Source organism: Amycolatopsis sp. NPDC003865, from assembly GCF_053605345.1.
Map to the genome: position 1 here is coordinate 311,176 of NZ_JBSGJA010000002.1, position 20,523 is coordinate 331,698.

Below are 20,523 nucleotides of genomic sequence, written 5' to 3' on the forward strand. Positions count from 1 at the left end.
CGCCCGGCGAGGTACCAGACCAGCAAGCCGAGCGGAAAGGCCAAGACGGCGCCGAGCCACCGCCGCGCGAGCCGCCCCCCGCGCTGTCGGACCACAAAGCACGCTACGAGCCGCTGACCAGCGAGAACACCGGGCTTACCGCCCGGAAGGGTGGGGAAAACCGGAAGTCGTCCGAAACTGTCGGGCCGGTGTGCCACACTCGGTCGCCGTACGGCTACTGACGTGAACGGGGAGGTTCGCGTGTCGAACCCTGAGCAGCTGATCGCGGACTTCGAAGCCCGGATGGCGGAGTCCCAGCGGAAAGCTGATCTTATGGTCAGCGAAATCGAAGCGGTGTCGGTTTCCGAGCGCAGCAAGGACGGCCAGATCGGCGTGAAGGTCGACCACGCCGGAAACCTCGTCGGCCTGGAAATCGGCATGAGCGTGCGTGACAAGCCGGACCTCGCCGAGGAGATCCTCCGCACCGTCAAGTCCGCCCAGAGCAAGCTCGCCGGGGCGATGCAGGCGGGGGTCACCGATCCGGTCGGGCCCGAAGTGATGAATCAGCTGGTCAGCCGTCTGGAGCAGGCGTTCCCGGCACCCGAACCGGAGGGCTTCGCCTCGCCGCCGGAGCCGCCGCGCAACGAGGGCGACCGGTTCGTGCCCGAAGCGGAGCGGCAGCTGCCCACAGCGCCGAAACCGCCGGAGCCGCCGCGCGCGCCGCGCCCGTCGTCCGACGACGGCCGCGACGACGACTACTTCAGCGACGGCGACTACCTGCGCTGAAGCGCGGGCGAGGGAGGGAACCATGGCCGGACCAGGCGGCCCGGGCTTCGCGGTCGACCCGCAGGAGCTGCAGAAACACCGCGAGAACATCGAAGCGATCACCGACCGCATCGACAAGTGCAAGGAAGCCGCCCGCGCGACCGAGCACCCCGAAGCGTTCGGCCTGCTCGGCATCCCGCTCGCGGCGATCTGCGCGATCGCTCAACAGGTGGCGGAGATCGCGATCGAATCCGCGTCGACGTCGTCGTACGACCATTCGACCCGCATCCAGCTCTGGCAGCAGATGAAGGAAGCCGACGAGGCGGAGTTCAAGGACCTGTTCAAGGTGGAGGACTGAGCCGTGGCCGACAACTCGTTGATCAAGACGGACGCGGCGGACGACCGCAGCGCGCTCGAAGGCGCCGGTCTCTTCCAGGACTTCTGGGACGCGGGCACCGCCGTCGCCGACGGCAACTGGACCGAGGGCCTGGTGAACGCCGCGTTCGGCGCGGGTGGCATCGCGGAATTGGTCGCCGACCCGATCGGGACTCTCGCCTCGGCCGCCGTCGGCTGGGCGATGGAGTTCTTCCCGTGGCTGCGGGAACCGCTCGACTGGCTGACCGGTGACCAGGTCGCTCTGGAAAACATGGTGGGGACCTGGGAGAACGTCGGCAAGGAGCTGGAAAAGATCAGCACCGACCTCCAGGACACGGTCAAGAAGGACAGCGCGGCCTGGGAAGGCGCTTCAGCGGACGCCTACCGCGCCTTCGCCGAAGATCGCGCGGCGACATACGCGGGCGTCGCGACCGGAGCCAACGCGATCTCGAAGCTGGTCGACATCTGCAAGACGATCTTGAGCGTCGTGCGTTCGATCGTGCGAGACCTGATCTCCGAATGCGTCGGCAAGCTCATCAGCATCGCCTGCCGGTACCCCGGCCCGGCGCTGCCGGCGGGCATGGCCACCGAAGGCACCGCGGAAGCTGTCAAGACCGGCAGCAGGTGCATGGAGTGGATCAAGAAGCTGCTGAGGGCCTTCAAGAAGGCGCAGGAGCTGTTCCACCGCATCAGCGACATCTTCCGGCGGGTCAAGGGCGCGTTGAAGCGCGGCGCGGAAAACCTGCCGGGCCCGCTGAAGAAGGTCGGCGGCCTGATCAAGAACGAACCGCGCGACACCCGGACGTTTTTCGACAAGGTCCGCGAGGAACGCCCTGACCGGAAGAAGTGGACGGACGTCGTCTCGTCGGACAAGTCGATCGGTGAGAACCTCAAGGACGTCGGGAAGGAGTTCGGGCACGATGCCCGGAAGGAGTTCGGCGAGAAGTTCGGGGAGAACTTCGGCAAGGACCTGTGGGACGACGCCAAGAAGGAATGGCGCAAGGAGTCCCGGAAGAAGAAGGCCGAGGGACTCGACGACTTGGTGAGCGGGGACGACGACGAGTCGACGGAGAAACAGACGACCGTCCAGCCGCCGGTGTTCGAACAGCCGGGCTCGCAGCGCATCTCTGGTTCAATCGAGTGACCGAAACGGAAACCGGACGCATCGTCGTCTCGCGGACGGAGGGTCGGCACTGGATCCTCGCCGGGGTGCTGCTCCTCGTCGCCGGCGGGTTCGCCTGGCTGACGCTGGCTGCGCAGCGGAGCCCGGGCGCCGCGGGCTGGGTTTTCAGCGGAGTGTCCGGGCTGCTCGGACTGAACCTGGTCCGGCGGTCGGTGCGCAAGCCGGTCCGGAACGAGCTGATCATCGACGCGACCGGTGTCTCGCGGGTGATCGGCGACGTCGTCTGGGCATTGCGGTGGGACGAACTCGCCGCCGCTTCGGTCGTCGACGGCGGGCAGAAGCACGAGCGTCACCAAGTTGTGCTCAGCCCGGCGCGGGACGGTTTCGAAAGCCCCCACCGGAGCCTGGTCCGCATCGGCGGCGGTGACTTCCTGGTGGCCGGGATCGGGTTGTACGAGCCAGAAATTCCGCGAGTGCGCGAGGCACTGGCGAAGCACGTCGGCGTCCGGGGCGAGCGTGTCAGTCAGGTTCCTGCGCCGCCACCGGACACGGCAGCGGTACCCGAGTTGAGGCCGCCACCGCTGCGGTCGTCCGATTCCGTAGTAGAGATCCACGTGAACGGCTGGGACCGGACAACGCACTGGTGGCTCCGGTTCTTCGTCCTGGCCATTGAGCTGGGACTCGGTGCCGTGATCGAGTTCGGGCCGCGCAACGGGCTCCGCACTGCCTGTGTCGTCGTGTTCATCGCGGTCTTCGTCGGGATGTCCTGGCACGAGATCGGTTGGCAGCAGAGCCGCTCCCGGAAGGTCCGGATCACACTGGAGCTGTCGGGCGCCGGTCTCCGCTGGAAGACCTACTACCGGCAGATCGTGGTGTCCTGGCCGGAAATCGCCGAGCTGCGGACACCGGCGCGGCTCATCGAGTTCCGGCCGGCGAGCGACGACTTCCCGCTCCGCCGCCCGGAGCTGGACGAACTCCGGCAGACCGACGGCTGGTACCGGCTACCGGCCACGCTGAGCGCGACGGCGGCGAAAGAATTCGCCGCGCACATTCGGGGAGTGTTGCCGGGCGGTATCGCGTGGCGGCAACGGTGACCACGTGACCGACCGGCCGCGCGTTTCGCCGGCAGCTGTCCGAATCGAAATCCCGCTCTACAGCCCGGCTGAAGCGGTGCGCGCCTTCGCCGGCTGCACGATGCTGCTGGGACCGGTGGTGATCGCGCTGGCCGGATTGCTGCTCTGGCACCGGAGCCATGATCCGGTCGCCTGGTGGATCGCGCCGGCTATCGCGCTGGTGGGGTTGGCCATGTGCTTCTCGAGGCCACTCTTGGCGGCGCGCATCCGTCGTGACGGCGGACTGGGTACGGCCACCGTGCAGCTCGGCACGGACGGGCTCGGGCAACTGATGGATGACGGCCGGTTGCTCGTTCTTCCGTGGGACGAGGTCCGTGAGGTGGTGTTCGACGAAGGGCAGCCCGGCGAACGGGTTTTCGTTTCGGTCGCGTTGCTCGACGACGCTTCCGTGAAGCACCTGGCCGCCGCGTTCCACAGCAAATCGAAGTACGGCTACGTCCTTTCGGCCGCCCTGCCGCAGGCTGACGCCGAGAAGGCCGCGGACGCGATCGAGGCTGCCCGGCCCGGGCTGGTCCGCTGGCCGGACCGGGAGATCCGGCGCGGCGGCCTCGGCGTCGTCAGGCCGGCGAAGCGGCTGATCCTGCGGTGGGGTGCGCGCAAGAAGCCCGCGACCTCGCAAGTCGTGTGGGCCGGTCGGTCGACGGCCCGCCGGAGGTTCTTCCTGTGGGCCGGCTGGTCGGTCGTCGTCATCGACTTCGCGGCCCCGGCTTTCTTCGCCATTCCGCCGGGGATTCCGCTGCCGGTCGCCGTCGTGGTCTGGGTGTCGCTGTACCTGACGCGCTATCGGGGTGAGGACGGCGAATTCGTGCTGACGAGCGACTCGATCACCTGGCGCCCCCGAGGTGGTCAACCGGTCGTCATCCGGCGCACGGACGTCGCTCGGCTGGTCGTCACGCCGGCGGGGAGCCGGGCCACCCGCCGATACGTTGCTCTCCACTTTATCTCGCCGGAGGGCGAGGAACGGACCGTGGTTCCGAAGCTGTCGCCTGGCGCCGCGGCAGTGCTCGTGCGCGAGGTGGGGGCGCCGCCGACGCCGATCACTCGGGGGGCTACGTGATCGGCGCCGGCGACATGATGCTCCGCCCGGCTTGCGCCGGTTGGGACACCGTCACCACGTCTTGCGTGATGACGCACCTGGAGAGCGGGACCGGTCCGGGAAGTGACGGCCGGGGGACGGACATCCCCCGATCGAGTGACGGGTATCCGCTGCTCGCATGATTGTCGCACTCAACGCCGGATAAGTTACAAAAACCTTCACTTTCCTCTTCGGCGCCCTTCCCGACCTGGTCGGACGGCTTTCGTGGGACAGTTCGGTATGAACTCCGACGTACTCGTTGTGGGATCCGCCAACGCCGACCTCGTCGTCGCCGTGGACCGGCGGCCGGCGGGTGGCGAGACCGTGCTGGGCGGGGACACCGTCCTCTCGCCGGGTGGCAAGGGGGCCAACACGGCGGTCGCGGCCGGGCGGCTCGGGGCGGACGTCGCCCTTCTCGGCGCCGTCGGCGACGATCCCTACGGCCGGCTGCTGCTGGACTCGCTGCGCGCCGCGGGCGTCGACACCGGGCTCGTCCGGACCAGCGAACGGCCGACCGGCATCGCCTACATCACCGTCACGCCCGACGGCGAGAACGCCATCCTCGTCTCGCCCGGCGCCAACTCGAGCCTGGCGCCCGGTGACGTCGACGCCGTCTTCGACGGGGTCGAGATCATGGTCGCCTCGCTCGAGGTGCCGCTGCCGACCGTCGAACACGCCGTCGCGCGGGCCGCCGAAAAGGGCGTCAAAGTCCTGCTGAACCTGTCGCCGGCGGCCAAGCTGTCCCCGGAGACGCTCGCCAAGCTCGACGTCCTGCTGGTCAACGAACACAAAGCCGCGTGGCTGACCGGGCCCGGCGCGGACTTCCGGAAGCTCCTCGGGCTCGGGCCGCGGGCCGCGGTCGTCACGCTCGGCGCGGCCGGCGCGGTCGTCGTCGAAGCGGACAGCACCACCGAGGTCACTTCGCCGGCGGTCGAGGCCGTCGACACCACCGGCGCCGGGGACGCTTTCGCGGGTGCGCTCGCCGCGTCGCTCGCCGAGGGCGTCGACCTCGTCTCCGCGGCGAAGCGCGCGGTGCGCGTCGCGGCGTTCAGCGTCACCCGGCCCGGCGCGCAGCCGTCCTACCCCACCTCCGCCGACCTGGGGGAATGATCGTCCGGCAGCCCGTGTTGCCCATCACATGGGCGATTCGTTCGGTTCGGCCTGGTGGCGCGGCTACGCCGCACAGCTGAGGGCGATCGCGGAGGCGCGCCGCCCCGACGACCTCGCGATCATGCCGCTCGACGAGACCCTGCGGGCGCTCGGCAAGCAGACCGAGGTCGACGAAGGCGTCTACGACGTCCCGCTGGAGGGCATCGTCGGCACGGTCGCCCGCGCCGGCGACTTCGACCGCGAGTTCCGGCCGCGCAACCGCGCGCTGCGCGACCGCTGGGAACGGCTGACGCGGACGACCGCCGACCTCCCGCCGGTGCGGCTCGCGCGCCTCTCCGACATGTTCTTCGTCGACGACGGCCACCACCGCGTCGCCATCGCGCGCGCCCGCGGTGCCACGACCATCCGCGCGCGGGTCCGCTGGATCAGCACGGTCGCCTGCGCGCTGCGCTGCCTGACGCTCGCCGACCTCCCGTCGAAGACCGCCGAGCGGATGTTCCTCGAGCGCGTCCCGCTCCCGGACGACGTCCGGCTCGGGCTCTGGCTCGACGACCCGGCCGACTGGTTCCGGCTCGCCGATTCGGCCGAGGCCTGGGGTTTCCGCCGTATGCTGGCCGGACAGCCGGTGCGCAGCCGCGGCGAACTGGCCGAAGCCTGGTGGCACGAGGAGGTCCGGCCGGTGCTCGAACAGGTGCGTCAGCGAGGCTTGTGCCCGCCACCACGAGATATCCAGACCTACTTGAGCTATGGTCTAGACCATGTCTGAGCTTGATGCCGCCTCCGCGGGGAAGAGTGCGTCGGCGGAGCCTCTGTCCGGGGTCGCCGTCAGCCCCGGCCGTGCGAGTGGTCCCGTCGTCCGCGTCGCGGAGCCGCTCGGCGAGCCCGCCGCCACCCCGGCCCCGGCCGATCCCGCCGCCGAAGCCGCCCGGATCACGCCCGCCGCCGCCATCGTCGCCGGACGGCTCGAGAAGCAGGCCGAGACGGCCACCGGCGAGGCCGCGACGATCCTCATCACCACCGCCGCGATGGCGGCCGACCCGGCGCTCGCGGCCCAGGCCGAGACGCTGGTCAAGACACAGAACCTGCCCGCTGCGCGTGCCGTCTACCAAGCCGCCGAAGGCTTCGCCGAAGCGCTGGCCGCCGCGGGCGGGTACATGGCCGAGCGAGTCCGCGACGTGCGCGACGTGCGCGACCGGCTGATCGCCGAGCTGCTCGGCATCGCGCCGCCGGGCGTGCCCGAGCTGGCCTCGCCGAGCGTGCTGGTCGCCCGCGACCTCGCCCCGGCCGACACCGCCGGCCTCGACCCGGCGAAGGTGCTCGCCCTGGTCACCGAGGAGGGCGGCCCGACGAGCCACACCGCGATCCTCGCCAGGGCGCTGGGCATCCCGGCCGTCGTCGCCGTGCGCGGCCTGCTGGCCCTGGACGCGCAAGCGCTTGCGGTCGACGGCGACGCGGGGACGGTCGAGGTCGCCGACCCGTCGGCGCCGGTCGTCACGGCGACGGTCGCCCAGCTCGCTGACTGGAACGGCACGGGCGCGACGTCCGACGGCCACCGCGTGAAGGTCTACGGCAACGTCGGCTCCCCGGCCGACGCGCAGGCCGCGGCCGACGCGGGCGCCGAGGGCGTCGGCCTCTTCCGCACCGAGTTCTGCTACCTGGACGCCTCGGACGAACCGTCCGTCGCCGACCAGCGCGCGGCGTACACGGCGGTGCTCTCGCCGTTCCGCGGCAAGCCGGTGATCGTCCGGACGCTGGACGCGGGCGCCGACAAGCCGCTGGCGTTCCTCTCGCCGGAAGCCGAGCCGAACCCGGCGCTCGGCGTGCGCGGGCTGCGCGTGGCGTTCGACCGCCCCGAGGTGCTGGACCGCCAGCTCGAGGCGATCGCCGGCGCGGCGGAGGACTCGGGCGCCGAGGTCTCGGTGATGGCGCCGATGGTCGCGACGGTCGAGGAAGCCGCCTGGTTCGCCGAGCGCGTCCGCGCGGCGGGCATCGCCCGGGCCGGCGTGATGATCGAGATCCCGGCGGCGGCGCTGAGCGCCCGCGAGATCCTCGACGTCGTCGACTTCGTCTCGGTGGGCACGAACGACCTGGCCCAGTACACGTTCGCGGCGGACCGCCAGCTCGGCGCGGTCGCCAAGCTCAACGACCCGTGGCAGCCGGGGCTCCTGCGCCTGCTGAAGCTGATCGGCGACGCGGCCAAGGCCACGGGCAAGCCGGCGGGCGTGTGCGGCGAAGCGGCGGCAGACCCTCGGCTGGCGCTGGTCCTCGCGGGCCTGGGCCTGACGAGCCTGTCGATGAACGCCCCGGCGGTCCGTTCCGTGGGCGCGAGCCTGGCGTCGGCGACGCTCGCGGAGTGCGAGGCGCTGGCGGAAGCGACGCTGGCGACGTCGGACCCGGCCGCGGCCCGCGCGGCGGCCCGCCCCTGACCGGGACTCGCTGACTGGCTGTTTCCCGGGGGCGCCCCCCACTTTCAGTCTATCGGTCGTGACCGACAGTGCTGGATTGTGCGAACCTGGATTCGCGGAGTTGTCCCCAATGCACGAGGGGTGTGGACAACCTGACACAACCCCGTGAAGGCCACCTCGACCACGAGGTGGCCTTCACGGCTTTCCGGGAAAGAACCGGCGCCTGTCGATTTCGGCCTCGCCCGCTCGACGCAGTGGTGGAAGCACCACCGAGCCGAGAGGACGCAGCCATGACCATCACCGCCGAAGCGCCGGCCGGAGCCCCGGGCGGAGCGCCGGCCGAGACGGCGAAGGCCGGGCGCCGGGAGTGGATCGGGCTGGCCGTGCTCGCCCTGCCCACCCTGCTCGTCTCGCTCGACGTCTTCGTCCTCGTCCTCGCGCTGCCGAAGATCGCCGCCGGGTTGCACGCCGATGGGACCCAGCAGCTGTGGATCATGGACACCTACGGCTTCATGGTCGCCGGGTTCATGGTCACCATGGGGACACTCGGCGACCGGATCGGGCGGCGGAAGCTGCTGCTCATCGGCGCCGCCGCCTTCGGGCTCGCCTCCGTCGGGGCCGCCTTCGCCACCAGCGCCGGGATGCTCATCGCCGCGCGGGCCGTGCTCGGGATCTCCGGTGCCACTCTCGCGCCCTCGACCCTCTCCCTCATCGGGACCCTCTTCAAGAACCCGCAGCAGCGGGCGCAGGCCATCGGGATCTGGGCCGGCTGCTTCACCGTCGGCGCCATCATCGGGCCGATGGTCGGTGGGCTCCTGCTGGAGCACTTCTGGTGGGGCTCGGTGTTCCTGCTCGGCGTCCCCGCGATGGTCCTGCTGCTGGTCATCGGCCCGAAGCTGCTGCCCGAATACCGCGACGAGCACGCCGGACGGCTCGACCTCCCCAGCGTCTTCCTCTCCCTCGCCGCCATCCTGCCCGCCGTCTACGGCGTCAAGGAGCTCGCCCGCGACGGTGTCCACCTGGTTCCGGCAGCGGCGCTGCTCGCCGGCCTGGCCGTCGGGTACGTCTTCTACAAGCGGCAACGCGCCCTGAAGGACCCGCTCGTCGACTTCAGCCTCTTCGCCGCGAAGGCGTTCCGCACCACGCTCGGCGGGATGCTCCTGTTCAGCATGCTCGGCGGCACCACGATGCTGTTCACCGCGCAGTTCCTGCAGGTCGCGCAGCACCTCTCGCCGGTGGGGGCCGCGCTCGGGCTGCTGCCCGGGATGGCCGCCTCCACCGTCAGCTTCCTCGCCGCGCCGCACCTGGCGCGCCGGGTCAAGACGCACGTCCTCATCGCCGGCGGGGTCGGCCTCGCCGCGGCCGGCATGGCGATCCTCGCGCTCGCCGACCCCGCCGCCGGGCCGGGGTGGCCCGCGCTCGGGTTCGCCGTGACGTCGCTGGGCGTCGGGCCGATGGTCGCGCTCGGGACCGATCTCGTCGTCGGCTCGGTGCCGGAGCGCAAGGCCGGCGCCGCCGCTTCGCTGGCCCAGACCGTCAACGAGTTCGGCTACGCCATCGGCATCGCGACCGTCGGCACCCTGGGCAACGCCGTCGTCCGCACCTACGGCTTCGCTGCCGGCCTCCACGTCGTCGCCGCGCTCGCCGCCGTCGCGTTCGCCGCGCTCGTCTGGTTCGTCGCGCGGAACCTCCGGACCGCGTGATAGCGAAGGCCTCCCCACCCGATGCCTGGGCGGGGAGGCCTTCTTTACGCCGGGGGCAGAGGGGCCCCGGCTAGCCGAACAACCCGCGCCGCGGGTGCCGGATGACCAGTGAGCCGCCGTGGACCCGGCCGCTCAGCACGAACCGGGGGTTCCCCATGTGCCCGTTGCTGCGCGTCTTGTCCTCCAGCGAACCGAACTTGACGTCGGTGATCGAGTTGACGTCGACCGCCGCGTGCTCCGGGATGATCACCTCGACCGAACCCCACTTGGCGTCCAGCTCGATGTGCACCACCGGCGACTGGACCTGGGCCTCGGTGAAATCGAGCTTCGTCGAGCCGTACTTGTTCCGCACGACCATCTCCGGCGGCACCACCCACGGCCCGCTGCGGACCAGCGAGGAGTACTTCGCGTTGAGCTCGAACCGGCGTCCGGGCGAGAAGCCCGGCGCCGGCGGCGCCGCGTACGACGGCGCGGCGGCCATCGCCGCCGCCGGGTGATAGAGCCCGGCTAGGTCGGCCAGCACGGCGTTGAGCTCGCCGCGGGTCCGCGACGCCAGCGCGCGGTCGGTGCGCTCGGTGAACTCGTCGAGGTCGATCATCCCGCGGCCGATCGCCTTCTGCAGCACCCCGACGACGTGCTCGCGCTCGTCGTCGGACACCCGAAGATCGCGCTCGCTCAACGGCTTGGTTTCGGTCACCGGTTCCGCCGCCGCGGTCTCTTCCTCGCCCATGCCCACGATGGTAGAACCGGATTTCACCAGGGAGATCGGGGGAAAACCCTGAACGGACCCGTATTCCGCGCCGCGGCCGCCGTCGCGGCCGCCGTTCTGCTGTCCGGGTGCACGAACAAACTCCCGGAGCCGCCGCCTCCGCCGCCGGGTCCGCTGGCGGAACTCTCCGGCGTCCAGGCGACCGGCGGCATCGGCGTCACCGCGCTGCTGCCGACCGTGGCCCCCACCCTGTTCGACGCCGACCGCGGCCCGGCGGCCACCCTGCCCGGCTACCCCGGCGGCGACGTCCGGTTCGACGTCGTGCGGGTCGGGAAGCACCTCGTCCTGACGGCCCGCCCGCAATACCCGAAAGACGACGAGCCCTCCGAAATCCTCGAGTACACCGGGCCGGCGAGCCCGCCGCGGTCCCTCGGCCGCGCCCGGTCGGCGGGTCCGGACGCCGACGGCGAGGGCGTCTGGCTGGTCCGGCAGGACGCGCCGGACGACTGCCGCCTCCAGCACGTCTCGTTCGCGAACGGCGAGCTCGGCCGCGGCCGGCCCGCCAGCTGCCGCACGGCGGTGCGGGCCGAGACCCGGCACGGCCTGCTGATCACCATCAACGCCGACGCCGCCGAATCGACCGACGCCCTGATCGAACCGGCGACCGGCCGCACGGTCCGGCAGGCGCCGCGCATCCTCGGCGCCGCCGGCGACTGGCTGCTGCTCGACGGCCTGACCGACCTGACCCTGGTCGACCTGCGGGACAACAGCAGCAAGAAGCTCAGCCGGCCCTCGATCGGCGCGGCACCCACCGTCGTGCCCTCGCGTGAAGGAGCCATCTGGGCCGTCGACTTCGCCAACTCCGCCTACCGCGGCACCAGCACGCAGACGCGGGACCTCTGGCTGCTCCGCCCGGACGGGCCGACCTGGGACCACGCTCCCGGCATGCCGTTCGTCACCGAGCACCTCCCACGCGGCTTCGACTGGTCGGAAGCCGGTGACCTCGTGCTCGCCGACGACGTGCTCGCCGCCTGGCACCCCGGCGAACCGCAGTGGCGGCTGGGGCAGGCCAAGCTGCCGAAAGGCAGCTGGTCGGGCCTGGCGGTCCAGCCGTGACGCTCACTCCTCGTCGAGGCCGTGCTCGATCGCGTAGCGGGCCAGCTCGACGCGGTTGTGCAGCTGCAGCTTCCGCAGCGTCGACTGCACGTGGTTCTCCACCGTCCGGTGCGACAGCACCAGCCGCTCGGCGATCTGCCGCGCGGTCAGCCCCTTCGCGACCAGGCGCAGGACGTCGGTCTCGCGCTCGGTGAGCCGCGGCGGCTCGGCGCCCTCGGCCGGCGCGTCGGCCATCCGCCGGTACTCGCCGAGCACCAGCCCGGCCAGACCCGCGGTGAACACCGGGTCGCCGGCCGCGGTCCGGTGCACGGCGTCCACCAGTTCGGCCGCGGACGCCGACTTGACCAGGTAGCCGGACGCGCCGGCCTTCACCGCCTCGAGGACGTCCTTGTGCTCGCCGCTCGCGGACAGCACCAGCACCTTCGTCGACGGCAGTGCCGAGGTGATCTCGCGGGTCGCGTCGACGCCGGACGTGCTGCCGAGGTTCAGGTCCATCAGCACGACGTCCGGCCGGACGGTCCGCGCGATGCGCAGCGCCGCGTCGGCGTCCGGCGCGGTGGCCTTCACGTCGAAGCCGTGCTCGGTCAGGTCGCGGGCCACCCCGTCGCGCCAGATCGGGTGGTCGTCGACCACCATCACGGAGATCCGCGGCTCGTCGCTCATCTCGCACCCCTCGTGCTCGGCACCCTGACCTCCCACTCCGTGCCCCGGCCGGGCCCGGTGTCGAGGGTCGCGCTCCCGCCGAGGTCGCGGACCCTCCCCCGGATGGATTCCACCACGCCGAGGTGCCCGTCCGCGGCCGCTCGCTCGAGGACGCCGTCCGGAATGCCCGGTCCGTCGTCGCGGACGCTGATCACGACTTCGCCGCCGAGGTCCTCCAGCAGCACCCACGCCCGCGCTTCGGGACCCGCGTGCTTCTCGACGTTCGAGAGCGCTTCGCGGGTGATGGCCACCAGTTCGCCGGTGACGTGGGCCGGCAGCTCGACGTCGTCCGCCGGGGTCGAGACCTGCACCGACGACGTCGCGAGCAGCTGCAGCGCGGCGCGCAGGCTCGCCGTGCCGCGGTCGTTCGGCGTCAGCGGTTCGGTCGTCACCAGCGACCGCAGCGCGATCTCCTGCTCGCCGGCGAGCTTCGCCAGCTCGGCCGCTTCGCCGCCGACCTCGTTGCCGCGCTTGCGGACGCGGGCCAGCACCTGCAGCACGCTGTCGTGGATCGACCTCGCGAGCCGCTCCCGCTCGGCCGTCGCCGCTTCCTTCCGCAGCGCCTGCTCCAGCCGCGCCGCGGACCGGCGGCCCATCGTCGCGGCCATGCCGACCAGCAGCCCGGCCCCGGCGAGCAGGACACCGTCGCGGGCGACGTCGAGGTCGAACTTCTCCCGCGCCAGCCCGGTCGCCACGCCGACGACCAGCCCGGCCAGCACCCCGCCGCCCGCGCCGAAGCGCGCGCCCGCGGCGACCGGCGGCACGGCCGCCCACACCGTCGTGATGAGCGGGACGTTCAGCGCGAACTGCGCGTCACTGAGCACCCACGGCGAAGTCAGCAGCAGCGCGGTCGTCAGCACCAGGTCGAAGACGACCAGCGCGGGTGGCCGCGTCCGCTCCCGCAGGTAGAGGAAGCTGCTCACCACCGACCAGGCGGCCATCACGCCGAGCACCGTCCAGGCCAGCCACTCGCGCTGGTAGTGCCCGCTCTGGACGATCACGGTGCCGAAGGCGAACGCCCAGGTGAGCACGCGGAACGCGAGCACACCGCGCCACATCGGCGTGATCGGGTCGGGCGTCCGCGCGGGGGTCATGCGTCTTCGTCGCCGCGCGTGGGGACCTCCGCCTTGGGCGAGCCCGGCTCGGCGTCGTTCGGCTGCGCGGCCTGGTCCTTCAGGACGTCCACCTCGGCCGGGTCCGGATTGGTCTCGTGCAGCAGCGACCGGACGCCGGCGTTGAGCACCGCCAGCAGCGGCACGGCCAGCAGCGCGCCGGCGATCCCGCCCGCGACCAGGCCGGCGGTGATGGCGAGCACTACGGCCAGCGGGTGCAGCTTCACCGCCCGTCCGAGCAGCAGCGGCTGCAGGATGTGGCTCTCCAGCTGCATCACGCCGATCACGATGGCCAGCACGATCACCGCGCCGATGAACCCGTTCGTCACCAGCGCGATCAGCACCGCGACGCCGCCGGTGATGACCGCGCCGATGATCGGGATGAACGCGCCGATGAACACCAGCGTCGCCAGCGGGATCACCAGCGGCACGCCCACGATCCACAAGCCGATGCCGATGCCGACCGCGTCGACCACCGCGACCGCGGCCGTCGCCCGCACGTAGCTGACCAGCGACGCGAACCCGCGGCGCCCGGCGACGTCGACGCGGTTGCGGACCCGGCGCGGCACCGCGCGGCACAGGAACGTCCAGATGCCGTCGCCGCCGCTGAGGAAGAAGATCGTGATGAACAGCGTCAGCAGGAAGCCGGTGAGGATCTCGCCGACGGTGCTCGCCGTCGTCAGCGCGGTCGTCGTGATCGACGCCTGGTTGTTCTGGATGAACCCGATCGCCTGGTTGATGAAGTCCTGGATCTGCTCCTGGCGCAGGTGCGGCGGCCCGTTGAGCAGCCACTCCTTGATCTGGTTGAGGCTGTCGTTCAGCTGTTTCTGCAGCTGCGGCAGGCCGGAGGAGAACTGGGTGATGACGAACGTCAGCAGCCCGCCGAGCACCGCCAGCCCCGCGATCAGCACGATCGCCGTCGCCAGCCCGCGCGGGAACTTCACCGCCACCAGCTTCTGCACCGCGGGCGCGAGCAGCGCGGACAGCAGCAGGGCGATGGACAGCGGGATGATCACGACGGACAGGTAGCCGATCACCCAGACCACGGCGTACAGCGCGGCGATCACGACGATGAACCGCCACGCCAGCGCCGCGCTGATGCGCAGGCCCCGGGGGATCAGCCCGGTGATGTCCTCGTGCTCCGGCAGGAACGGGTCTTCGCGTCGCGCGTGGCTCACCGGATCACCGTACTGGCAACTCCGCCCGATTCGGCCGCTTTCCGCGGGCCGAGTCCGACACGCTGGACGGCCAGCCGTGATCACTCGCCGTAAAAGCCGATCGCACGCTGTGTTCTTCACACGATGGGGGCATCAAGCCGCGTCGAGGATGCGAGCCGCGTCGCGAATTTGGTTAGGTCGCTTCCGCACCGGCAATCGCCGGAGAGCACCCGGATTTCGAAGGAGACGCACCAGTGGCGGACCACGCGACGAACGAGGGGCAGGGCGCCAAGCGCGCCGGCCGTCTCGTGTCGCGTGCGCTGCTGGTGCTGGGCGGCGCCGTGGCCGGCACCGCCGCCGCGTGGCTCGTCTCCGGTGCGGCCGCTTCCGCGGACACCGTTTCCGACGGCACCGTCTCCGTCACCCCGGTCACCGACGCCACGGCCGGCAGCCTCGGCGACGTCAACCACGGCACCGCGAACCTGGCGGGCGAGGCCGCCGGCGGTCTCGCCGAAGCGGCGAACTGCCACCAGGACGCGACGACGTGGAGCGAGCCGCAGCGCTCGTGCCACACCGACGCCCGCACCCTCGAGCACGAGGTCTCCGAGCGCGTCAGCGACTCGGTGGCGGACCTCGCCGACGACGCGGTGCTGAGCCCGGCGGAGCGCACCCTCGGCGCGGTCGAGCACATCGTCCGCCAGCCGGCGGACACCCGTCAGGTTCTCGAAGAGACCGTCACCCCGGCGCCGGCGCAGGACTTCGGCCACCAGGTGTGGCAGCTGCTCGACCCGGCCGACCGTGGCGACCTGCTCCCCCAGCTCCCGGGTCTCGCCCCGGTCGAGCAGGAGCCGGTGACCACCGGCATCGGCCAGACGACCGACTCGGTCGCCGTCACGACCGTCGAACTCCCCGAGTCCGTGCGAGCCGCGCTCGCGCTGGCAAAGGCGTCCCACCAGAACGACGGCCCCGGTGCCGCGGGCTCGTCCCGCGACGGGCACCGTGACCTGCCGTCCCCGCTGACCCCGGCGCAGCTTCCGGTCGCGCCGTCCGTCCCCACCGCCCCGGGTGGCAGCACTGCCCCCGGTGGTCACCTCGACGGCCTCAACTTCGGTGTCCCGTTCTGGACGACCGAAGCCGTCGACTCCGCCGTCGCGGCCATGAGCCGCGCCGGCCTGCGCACCGCGATGCGCACCCCGGGCGAGCAGCCCGGTGTCACTCCTGACTGAACACCTCCCTTCACGGGTCGCTGACGCGCCCAAGTCCGTCTTCATCTGACGGCTCCTGCGTCCGCGAAATACCCGTGACACGGCGGTGCGCTTTGTCGCGCCCGCAAGAAGTTCCTTCCCCCTCGGTGCGTATCGACGCACCCCCATAAGCCCGCAAGGGAACCCGAAATAAAGGAGAAAAACCCCATGCAGACGTGGGCAAAGCGCGGACTCCAGACCGCACTTGTCACGGGTGGGTTGCTGATGCTGGGTACCGGCATCGCCTCGGCTGACGAGAACGTCAACCCCGACACCCCGGCCTCGCCGCTCGACCTGAACGTCACGGTTCCGATCCAGGAAGCCAACAACGCGGTCGGCACCCCCTTCGGCCAGCTGGACCTGCCCGCCGGGCAGACGGAGCTGAGCGCGAAGCCGGTCACCCAGGCGGCCAACCAGGCGGCCCAGCAGCTCGACGAAGCGAGCCCGATCAGCCAGAGCACCCTCGGCGGTGTCACCAAGGCCGACGGTGCGGGCGCGTTCACCCCGAGCCACAACAACCTCAAGGGCAACAAGGTCACCGGCGACGTCGTCGTCCCGATCCAGATCGTGGACAACGCGGTCGGTGTGCTCGGCGACGCGACCGTCCAGGGTGGCAACCACACCCAGACCTGGGACCACAACCAGGACATCGCGACCACCGGTGAGGACTCGAGCCTCGCGGGCAACGCGGTCGCCCTCGACTGGGCGCTCCCCGTCCAGATCGCCGGGAACGGCGGCGGTGTCGCCGGCGGCACCGGGCGCGTGACCGGTGGGTCGGCCAGCCAGAGCGCCACCGAGACCGGCGACGTCGACACCAACGGTGACGGCTCGGCCCTCTCCGGCAACGTGGTGGCGGGCCAGTTCGCCACCCCGGTGCAGGTGACCGGCAACGCCGCTTCGTACCTGCTCGGCAACGGGCAGAGCCACGGCTACACGGCCGACACCGTCGCGACCTCCGGCGGCTCGCTGTTCAGCTCCGGCGACAACAGCGCGGGATCGGGCAACGTGGTCGGCGCGCCGATCGCCCTGCCGGTCAAGTTCAACTGCAACTCGGGCGCCGTGTGGGGCTCGCTGTCGAACTCCGACGGCTGCAACACCTCGGCCGACGCCACCGCCGGGGACACCCGCGAAGGCAGCCTGGGCATCCCGACCTACGTCGAGACGTCCGGCAACGACTCGTTCCTGTCCGGCAACGGCGGGGCGGCCTCGCTCTCCCCGATCGCGAACGTCGCGGGTGTCGCGGGCTCGTGGATCGGCAACGCCACGGCGGGCATCCCCGAGACCGGCAGCTCCTCCAGCACGGTCGACTCGGGTGGCTTCGTCAAGACCGCCGGCGACGACGCCAGCGGCTCGGGCAACGTCCTGAACCCGTCGGTCGCGCTGCCGGTCGAGGCCTTCGGCATCGGTGGCACCTACATCGGCCAGGCGAACGCGGCGCACGACAACACCACCGATGCCAACGCGGGCAACGGCAGCTACACCAAGGGCAACGGCTCCGTCCTCGGCGGCAACATCGTCAACACCCAGACCGCGGGCGCGCCCGAGGTCTTCGGCATCGGCGGCAGCCACATCGGCAACGCGACCGGCACGGCGACCGAGGACAAGACGGTCACCGCCGGGGCGTACGACGGCACCCAGGGCGACAACTCGTCCGGCTCGGGCAACGTCGTCCAGGTGCCGGTCGGCCTGCCCGCCGAGGTGTTCGGCGTGGGCGGCTCGTTCATCGGCCAGGGCTCCGGCTCGGCCGACGAGACCAAGGTCGTCTCCGGCGGCGGCGGTGGCAGCACCCACGACGACAACGGCTTCCTGAGCTCGAACCTGGGCACCGTGCCGGCGTCGCTGCCGGTGCAGGTCGCCAACATCGGTGGCGCGTTCGTCGGCCAGGGCCACGGCAAGGGCTCGACCGACACGACGTCCAACGCGGGCGGCGACGTCACGGCGAACGGCCCCGCGGGCGCCGGCGCCGGCAACATCATCGAGGCCCCGGTCTCGCTCCCGGTGCTGGCCGCCGGCAGCGGTGCCGCCCTCGCGGGCATCGGCACCGGTGAGAACGACAACATCACCGACTCCTCGGCGGGCGGCGACGCCCTCACCGACGGCCAGGACGGTGCGCTGACCGGCAACATCGTGAAGGCCCCGGTCGCGGGTGTCGCGCAGGTCTTCAGCGACGGCGTCGCGGGTGCGGCCCTGGGCCACGGCCTGGGCACCAGCGACACCATGTCGGAGGCGGGCGGCGACGCCACCACCAACGGTGACGGTGGCGCCGTGGCCGGCAACATCGTCGGCGCGGACGCGCTGCCGGTCGCGCAGGTCTTCGGCGACGCGGTGAGCGCGGCGGGTGTCGCCAGCGGCACCGGGATCAACACGACGTCCGTGGAGAACGCGGGCGACGACACCACCTCGGGTGTCGAGGGCGCCATCTCCGGCAACATCCTCGACATCCCGGCCACGGCGATCGCGCAGCTGTTCGGCGACGCGGTGACCGTGGGCGGCGTGGCGCACGCTGTCGGCGACAACTCGCTGACCACGGAGAACGGCGGCGAGCCGGTCACCGAGGGCGACGGGTCGGCCCTGTCGGGGTACAACTTCTACCACGACATCGTGGCGCCGGTGCAGATCTTCGGCGTGCCCCTCGAGCTGCTCGGGGTGGCCACCGCGGACGCGACCGACATGACGAGCATCGACGGCGAAGCCACCGAGGTGGCCGAGACGATCGCGAACCCGGTCGAGGGTTCGGAGCTGGGCGCGGGCGAGCTGCCCTCGCTGACCGGGCTCGCCAGCGGCCTGCCGACGGCGGGGCTGCCCACCCAGGGCCTGCCCGCGCTGCCGACCGCCGCGCCGCTCGGTGCCGAGCGCGCCGACCTGCCGACCGGTGGGAACCCGCTGGCCGGGCTGACCCAGCTGTCGCACCTGGGTGGCGTCGCCGCGATGCCGAAGCCGACCCTGCCCAACACCGCGGCGCTGCCCGCCGTGACCGGGCTGTCGGCGCTGGGTGGTGCCCTGCCGGGTCACACCGAGCGTGCGGACCTGCCGACCGCGGGCCTGCCGATCGCGGCCCCGGCCCTGCCGGCCGTGCCGGCCCTGGGCGCGCTGCCCGGCTCCGAGCGTGCGGACCTGCCGACCGGCGGCCTGCCCGTCGCGCTGCCGGCCCTGCCCGCCGTGGGTGGCGTCCCGACGCTGCCGGTCGCCCTCCCGGTGACCCCGGCCCTGCCCGCCGCCCCGGCGCTGCCGGCCGCCCCGGCCCTGCCGGTGAACGCCAAGCTGCCGGTGCTGGACAGCGCCGCCCCGGCCGCGCAGGTCCCGGCGATGTCGGGCCTGGACTCCACCGGCTTCCTCGCGAAGCTGCTGGGCCTGGTGAAGCGCAAGTAGTTCGGTGACGCCGGGTGAGGTTCAGCCAGAGCCTCACCCGGCCCCCAACCCCCGGCAGGCGCTCCACCGCGCCGCGAGGTTCTCCTCGCACGGAGCGCCTGGCGATCGATGGAAAACGCTCCTTCCCTGGAGACGGCGAGCCCCAGGAACCGATCAGGTTCCTGGGGCTCGTTCGTGTTCGGGGACAGGTCAGGAGAACTGCAGGGACCGCTTCGCCAGCCCGTGCCAGAAGCCGTCGATCACCGTGCGGCCGGACTTCTCCTCCGCGGTCGCGCCGAGCGAGACGAACAGCGGCGCGAAGTGCTCGATCCGCGGGTGCGCGAGGGTCGCGGCGGGCGCCTTGTGCCGGAAGTCGAGCAGCGCGTCGACGTCTCCGCTGCGCACGACCTCGTCGCCCCAGTGGTCGAACTCGGCCGACCACGCCGGCGGTGTCCCGTCGGTCGCGCGGGCCATCCCGCTCAGGTTGTGGGTGAAGAAGCCGCTGCCGATGATCAGCACGCCTTCGTCGCGCAGCGGCGCGAGCTTGCGGCCGAGGTCGAACAGCTCCTGCGGGTCGAGCGACGGCATCGAAACCTGCAGCACCGGCACGTCGGCGTCCGGGTACATCTCCACCAGCGGCACGTAGGCGCCGTGGTCGAGGCCGCGCTCCGGCGCGTCGTGCACCGGAGTGTCGGTGGAGCGGAGCAGCTTCCGCACCTTCTCCGCCAGTTCCGGCGCGCCCGGAGCCGCGTACTTCACCTGGTAGTAGCGCTCGGGGAAGCCCCAGAAGTCGTACACGAGCGGCACGGTCGTCGTGGCCGCGATGGTCAGCGGCGCCTCCTCCCAGTGCGCCGACACGACCAGGATCGCGCGGGGCTTGGGCAGGTCGGCCGACCAGGCGGCGAGCTGGCGGGTCCACGTGGTGTCGTCGGCGAGCGGCGGCGCTCCGTGGCTGAGGTAGAGGACCGGGGTGCGGGTCATCGACGGCTCCAGTGCTTGAAAGTTCAACTACTAGGATACCTGACGCCGCCGCCGTCCGGGATATTCCGTCAGCCGCGCTCGAGGTTCGCCGCGCAGCGCTCCAAGGTGCGGATCGTCGTGCGGTAGTCGTCGTCGCTGATGCCGTCGGTCGCCGTGGCGCGAAACGCCCGGACCCGCGCCTCGACCCGGGTGTGGGCTCGGCGGCCGGCGTCGGTGAGCTCGCCGGTGCCGGCGACCCAGCCGCGGGCGCGCAGATCGGCCACCTGCCGAGTGGTCGCGCCGAACGGAGCCATCGCCGCGTCGACCTCCTCCGGCGTGCGAGCGCCGAGGGCGATCGTGTTGAGTACCTGCCAGTGCCGGCGGCTCAGCGACTCCGCGTCGAGGGCTCGGGCCATGGAGGATTCGAGGAGCTCGTGGACGTGGCGCAGGTGCCACCCGAGGGGTTTCATGGGTACTCCGGATATGTCAATGAACAACTATATGTAA

Annotated in this window: 18 protein-coding genes; 12 read left to right on the top strand and 6 right to left on the bottom strand. The window is 71.8% G+C overall.

Annotated elements, in window-relative coordinates; translation table 11 throughout:
• The first annotated feature begins 240 nt into the window (after nucleotides 1-240).
• The 9 genes from ACWEVP_RS06360 to ACWEVP_RS06400 all read left to right on the top strand — a co-directional run bounded on the left by ACWEVP_RS06360 (nucleotide 241) and on the right by ACWEVP_RS06400 (nucleotide 9,668).
• Nucleotides 241-765, top strand: coding sequence for a YbaB/EbfC family nucleoid-associated protein (locus ACWEVP_RS06360; protein ID WP_452061574.1), 525 nt, complete (start codon nucleotides 241-243; stop codon nucleotides 763-765).
• A gap of 22 nt (nucleotides 766-787) precedes the next feature.
• Nucleotides 788-1,102 (top strand): hypothetical protein, encoded by a 315-nt coding sequence (locus tag ACWEVP_RS06365; protein WP_452061575.1) that lies wholly within the window; start codon nucleotides 788-790, stop codon nucleotides 1,100-1,102.
• A 3-nt stretch (nucleotides 1,103-1,105) separates the two neighbouring features.
• Nucleotides 1,106-2,263 (top strand): WXG100 family type VII secretion target, encoded by a 1,158-nt coding sequence (locus ACWEVP_RS06370; protein ID WP_452061576.1) that lies wholly within the window; start codon nucleotides 1,106-1,108, stop codon nucleotides 2,261-2,263.
• Nucleotides 2,260-3,336: a hypothetical protein gene (locus ACWEVP_RS06375; protein ID WP_452061577.1), complete on the top strand. Its 1,077-nt coding sequence runs from the start codon at nucleotides 2,260-2,262 to the stop codon at nucleotides 3,334-3,336. The genes ACWEVP_RS06370 and ACWEVP_RS06375 overlap by 4 nt, the downstream gene beginning before the upstream one ends.
• Nucleotides 3,337-3,340: 4 nt before the next feature.
• Entirely contained in the window at nucleotides 3,341-4,432 is a 1,092-nt protein-coding gene (locus ACWEVP_RS06380) for a hypothetical protein (protein ID WP_452061578.1), read from the top strand.
• 258 nt (nucleotides 4,433-4,690) lie between these two features.
• Entirely contained in the window at nucleotides 4,691-5,560 is an 870-nt protein-coding gene (locus ACWEVP_RS06385) for a ribokinase (protein ID WP_452061579.1), read from the top strand.
• A gap of 28 nt (nucleotides 5,561-5,588) precedes the next feature.
• Entirely contained in the window at nucleotides 5,589-6,326 is a 738-nt protein-coding gene (locus ACWEVP_RS06390) for a hypothetical protein (protein WP_452061580.1), read from the top strand.
• The gene (ptsP, locus tag ACWEVP_RS06395) at nucleotides 6,319-7,986 is read left to right on the top strand and encodes a phosphoenolpyruvate--protein phosphotransferase (protein ID WP_452061581.1); all 1,668 of its coding nucleotides are present in this window, start codon (nucleotides 6,319-6,321) and stop codon (nucleotides 7,984-7,986) included. The genes ACWEVP_RS06390 and ptsP overlap by 8 nt, the downstream gene beginning before the upstream one ends.
• A 269-nt stretch (nucleotides 7,987-8,255) precedes the next feature.
• Nucleotides 8,256-9,668 carry an MFS transporter gene (locus ACWEVP_RS06400; RefSeq protein ID WP_452061582.1) on the top strand — a complete coding sequence of 471 codons (1,413 nt, stop codon included), beginning with the start codon at nucleotides 8,256-8,258 and terminating at the stop codon, nucleotides 9,666-9,668.
• 70 nt (nucleotides 9,669-9,738) lie between these two features.
• Here the strand turns inward: ACWEVP_RS06400 and ACWEVP_RS06405 are convergent, their stop codons facing one another.
• A complete protein-coding gene (locus ACWEVP_RS06405) occupies nucleotides 9,739-10,398 on the bottom strand; it encodes a DUF1707 SHOCT-like domain-containing protein (RefSeq protein ID WP_452061583.1) in 660 nt (219 codons plus the stop codon).
• 216 nt (nucleotides 10,399-10,614) lie between these two features.
• Here ACWEVP_RS06405 and ACWEVP_RS06410 point away from each other — a divergent pair, with 216 nt between their 5' ends.
• The gene (locus ACWEVP_RS06410) at nucleotides 10,615-11,493 is read left to right on the top strand and encodes a hypothetical protein (protein WP_452061584.1); all 879 of its coding nucleotides are present in this window, start codon (nucleotides 10,615-10,617) and stop codon (nucleotides 11,491-11,493) included.
• Nucleotides 11,494-11,496: 3 nt separating this feature from the next.
• Here ACWEVP_RS06410 and ACWEVP_RS06415 read toward each other — a convergent pair whose 3' ends face one another.
• The 3 genes from ACWEVP_RS06415 to ACWEVP_RS06425 are packed head-to-tail and all read right to left on the bottom strand — an operon-like array spanning nucleotide 11,497 to nucleotide 14,485.
• Complete coding sequence (locus ACWEVP_RS06415) at nucleotides 11,497-12,156, bottom strand: response regulator transcription factor (protein WP_364448436.1); 660 nt, start codon at nucleotides 12,154-12,156, stop codon at nucleotides 11,497-11,499.
• Nucleotides 12,153-13,289: a MacS family sensor histidine kinase gene (gene macS, locus ACWEVP_RS06420; RefSeq protein WP_452061585.1), complete on the bottom strand. Its 1,137-nt coding sequence runs from the start codon at nucleotides 13,287-13,289 to the stop codon at nucleotides 12,153-12,155. The genes ACWEVP_RS06415 and macS overlap by 4 nt, the downstream gene beginning before the upstream one ends.
• Complete coding sequence (locus ACWEVP_RS06425; RefSeq protein WP_452061586.1) at nucleotides 13,286-14,485, bottom strand: AI-2E family transporter; 1,200 nt, start codon at nucleotides 14,483-14,485, stop codon at nucleotides 13,286-13,288. The genes macS and ACWEVP_RS06425 overlap by 4 nt, the downstream gene beginning before the upstream one ends.
• A 233-nt stretch (nucleotides 14,486-14,718) precedes the next feature.
• On the opposite strand from ACWEVP_RS06425, the gene ACWEVP_RS06430 reads away from it, so the two are divergent.
• Both ACWEVP_RS06430 and ACWEVP_RS06435 read left to right on the top strand, forming a co-directional pair.
• Entirely contained in the window at nucleotides 14,719-15,690 is a 972-nt protein-coding gene (locus ACWEVP_RS06430) for a hypothetical protein (RefSeq protein ID WP_452061587.1), read from the top strand.
• Between the two features lie 186 nt (nucleotides 15,691-15,876).
• Nucleotides 15,877-19,077, top strand: a complete 3,201-nt coding sequence (locus ACWEVP_RS06435) for a beta strand repeat-containing protein (RefSeq protein ID WP_452061588.1) — start codon at nucleotides 15,877-15,879, stop codon at nucleotides 19,075-19,077.
• 189 nt (nucleotides 19,078-19,266) lie between these two features.
• Here ACWEVP_RS06435 and ACWEVP_RS06440 read toward each other — a convergent pair whose 3' ends face one another.
• Complete coding sequence (locus ACWEVP_RS06440) at nucleotides 19,267-20,037, bottom strand: dioxygenase family protein (RefSeq protein WP_452061589.1); 771 nt, start codon at nucleotides 20,035-20,037, stop codon at nucleotides 19,267-19,269.
• Nucleotides 20,038-20,105: 68 nt separating this feature from the next.
• Nucleotides 20,106-20,486 (bottom strand): MarR family winged helix-turn-helix transcriptional regulator, encoded by a 381-nt coding sequence (locus ACWEVP_RS06445; RefSeq protein WP_452061590.1) that lies wholly within the window; start codon nucleotides 20,484-20,486, stop codon nucleotides 20,106-20,108.
• Nucleotides 20,487-20,523: the final 37 nt, after the last annotated feature.

Bases quoted from the DNA above. Each gene is read 5' to 3' on its own strand.
- macS (WP_452061585.1), bottom strand. From the start codon at position 13,289: ATGACCCCCGCGCGGACGCCCGACCCGATCACGCCGATGTGGCGCGGT.
- ACWEVP_RS06445 (WP_452061590.1), bottom strand. From the start codon at position 20,486: ATGAAACCCCTCGGGTGGCACCTGCGCCACGTCCACGAGCTCCTCGAA.
- ptsP (WP_452061581.1), top strand. From the start codon at position 6,319: ATGTCTGAGCTTGATGCCGCCTCCGCGGGGAAGAGTGCGTCGGCGGAG.
- ACWEVP_RS06390 (WP_452061580.1), top strand. From the start codon at position 5,589: ATGGGCGATTCGTTCGGTTCGGCCTGGTGGCGCGGCTACGCCGCACAG.
- ACWEVP_RS06415 (WP_364448436.1), bottom strand. From the start codon at position 12,156: ATGAGCGACGAGCCGCGGATCTCCGTGATGGTGGTCGACGACCACCCG.
- ACWEVP_RS06400 (WP_452061582.1), top strand. From the start codon at position 8,256: ATGACCATCACCGCCGAAGCGCCGGCCGGAGCCCCGGGCGGAGCGCCG.
- ACWEVP_RS06435 (WP_452061588.1), top strand. From the start codon at position 15,877: ATGCAGACGTGGGCAAAGCGCGGACTCCAGACCGCACTTGTCACGGGT.
- ACWEVP_RS06385 (WP_452061579.1), top strand. From the start codon at position 4,691: ATGAACTCCGACGTACTCGTTGTGGGATCCGCCAACGCCGACCTCGTC.
- ACWEVP_RS06405 (WP_452061583.1), bottom strand. From the start codon at position 10,398: ATGGGCGAGGAAGAGACCGCGGCGGCGGAACCGGTGACCGAAACCAAG.
- ACWEVP_RS06440 (WP_452061589.1), bottom strand. From the start codon at position 20,037: ATGACCCGCACCCCGGTCCTCTACCTCAGCCACGGAGCGCCGCCGCTC.
- ACWEVP_RS06365 (WP_452061575.1), top strand. From the start codon at position 788: ATGGCCGGACCAGGCGGCCCGGGCTTCGCGGTCGACCCGCAGGAGCTG.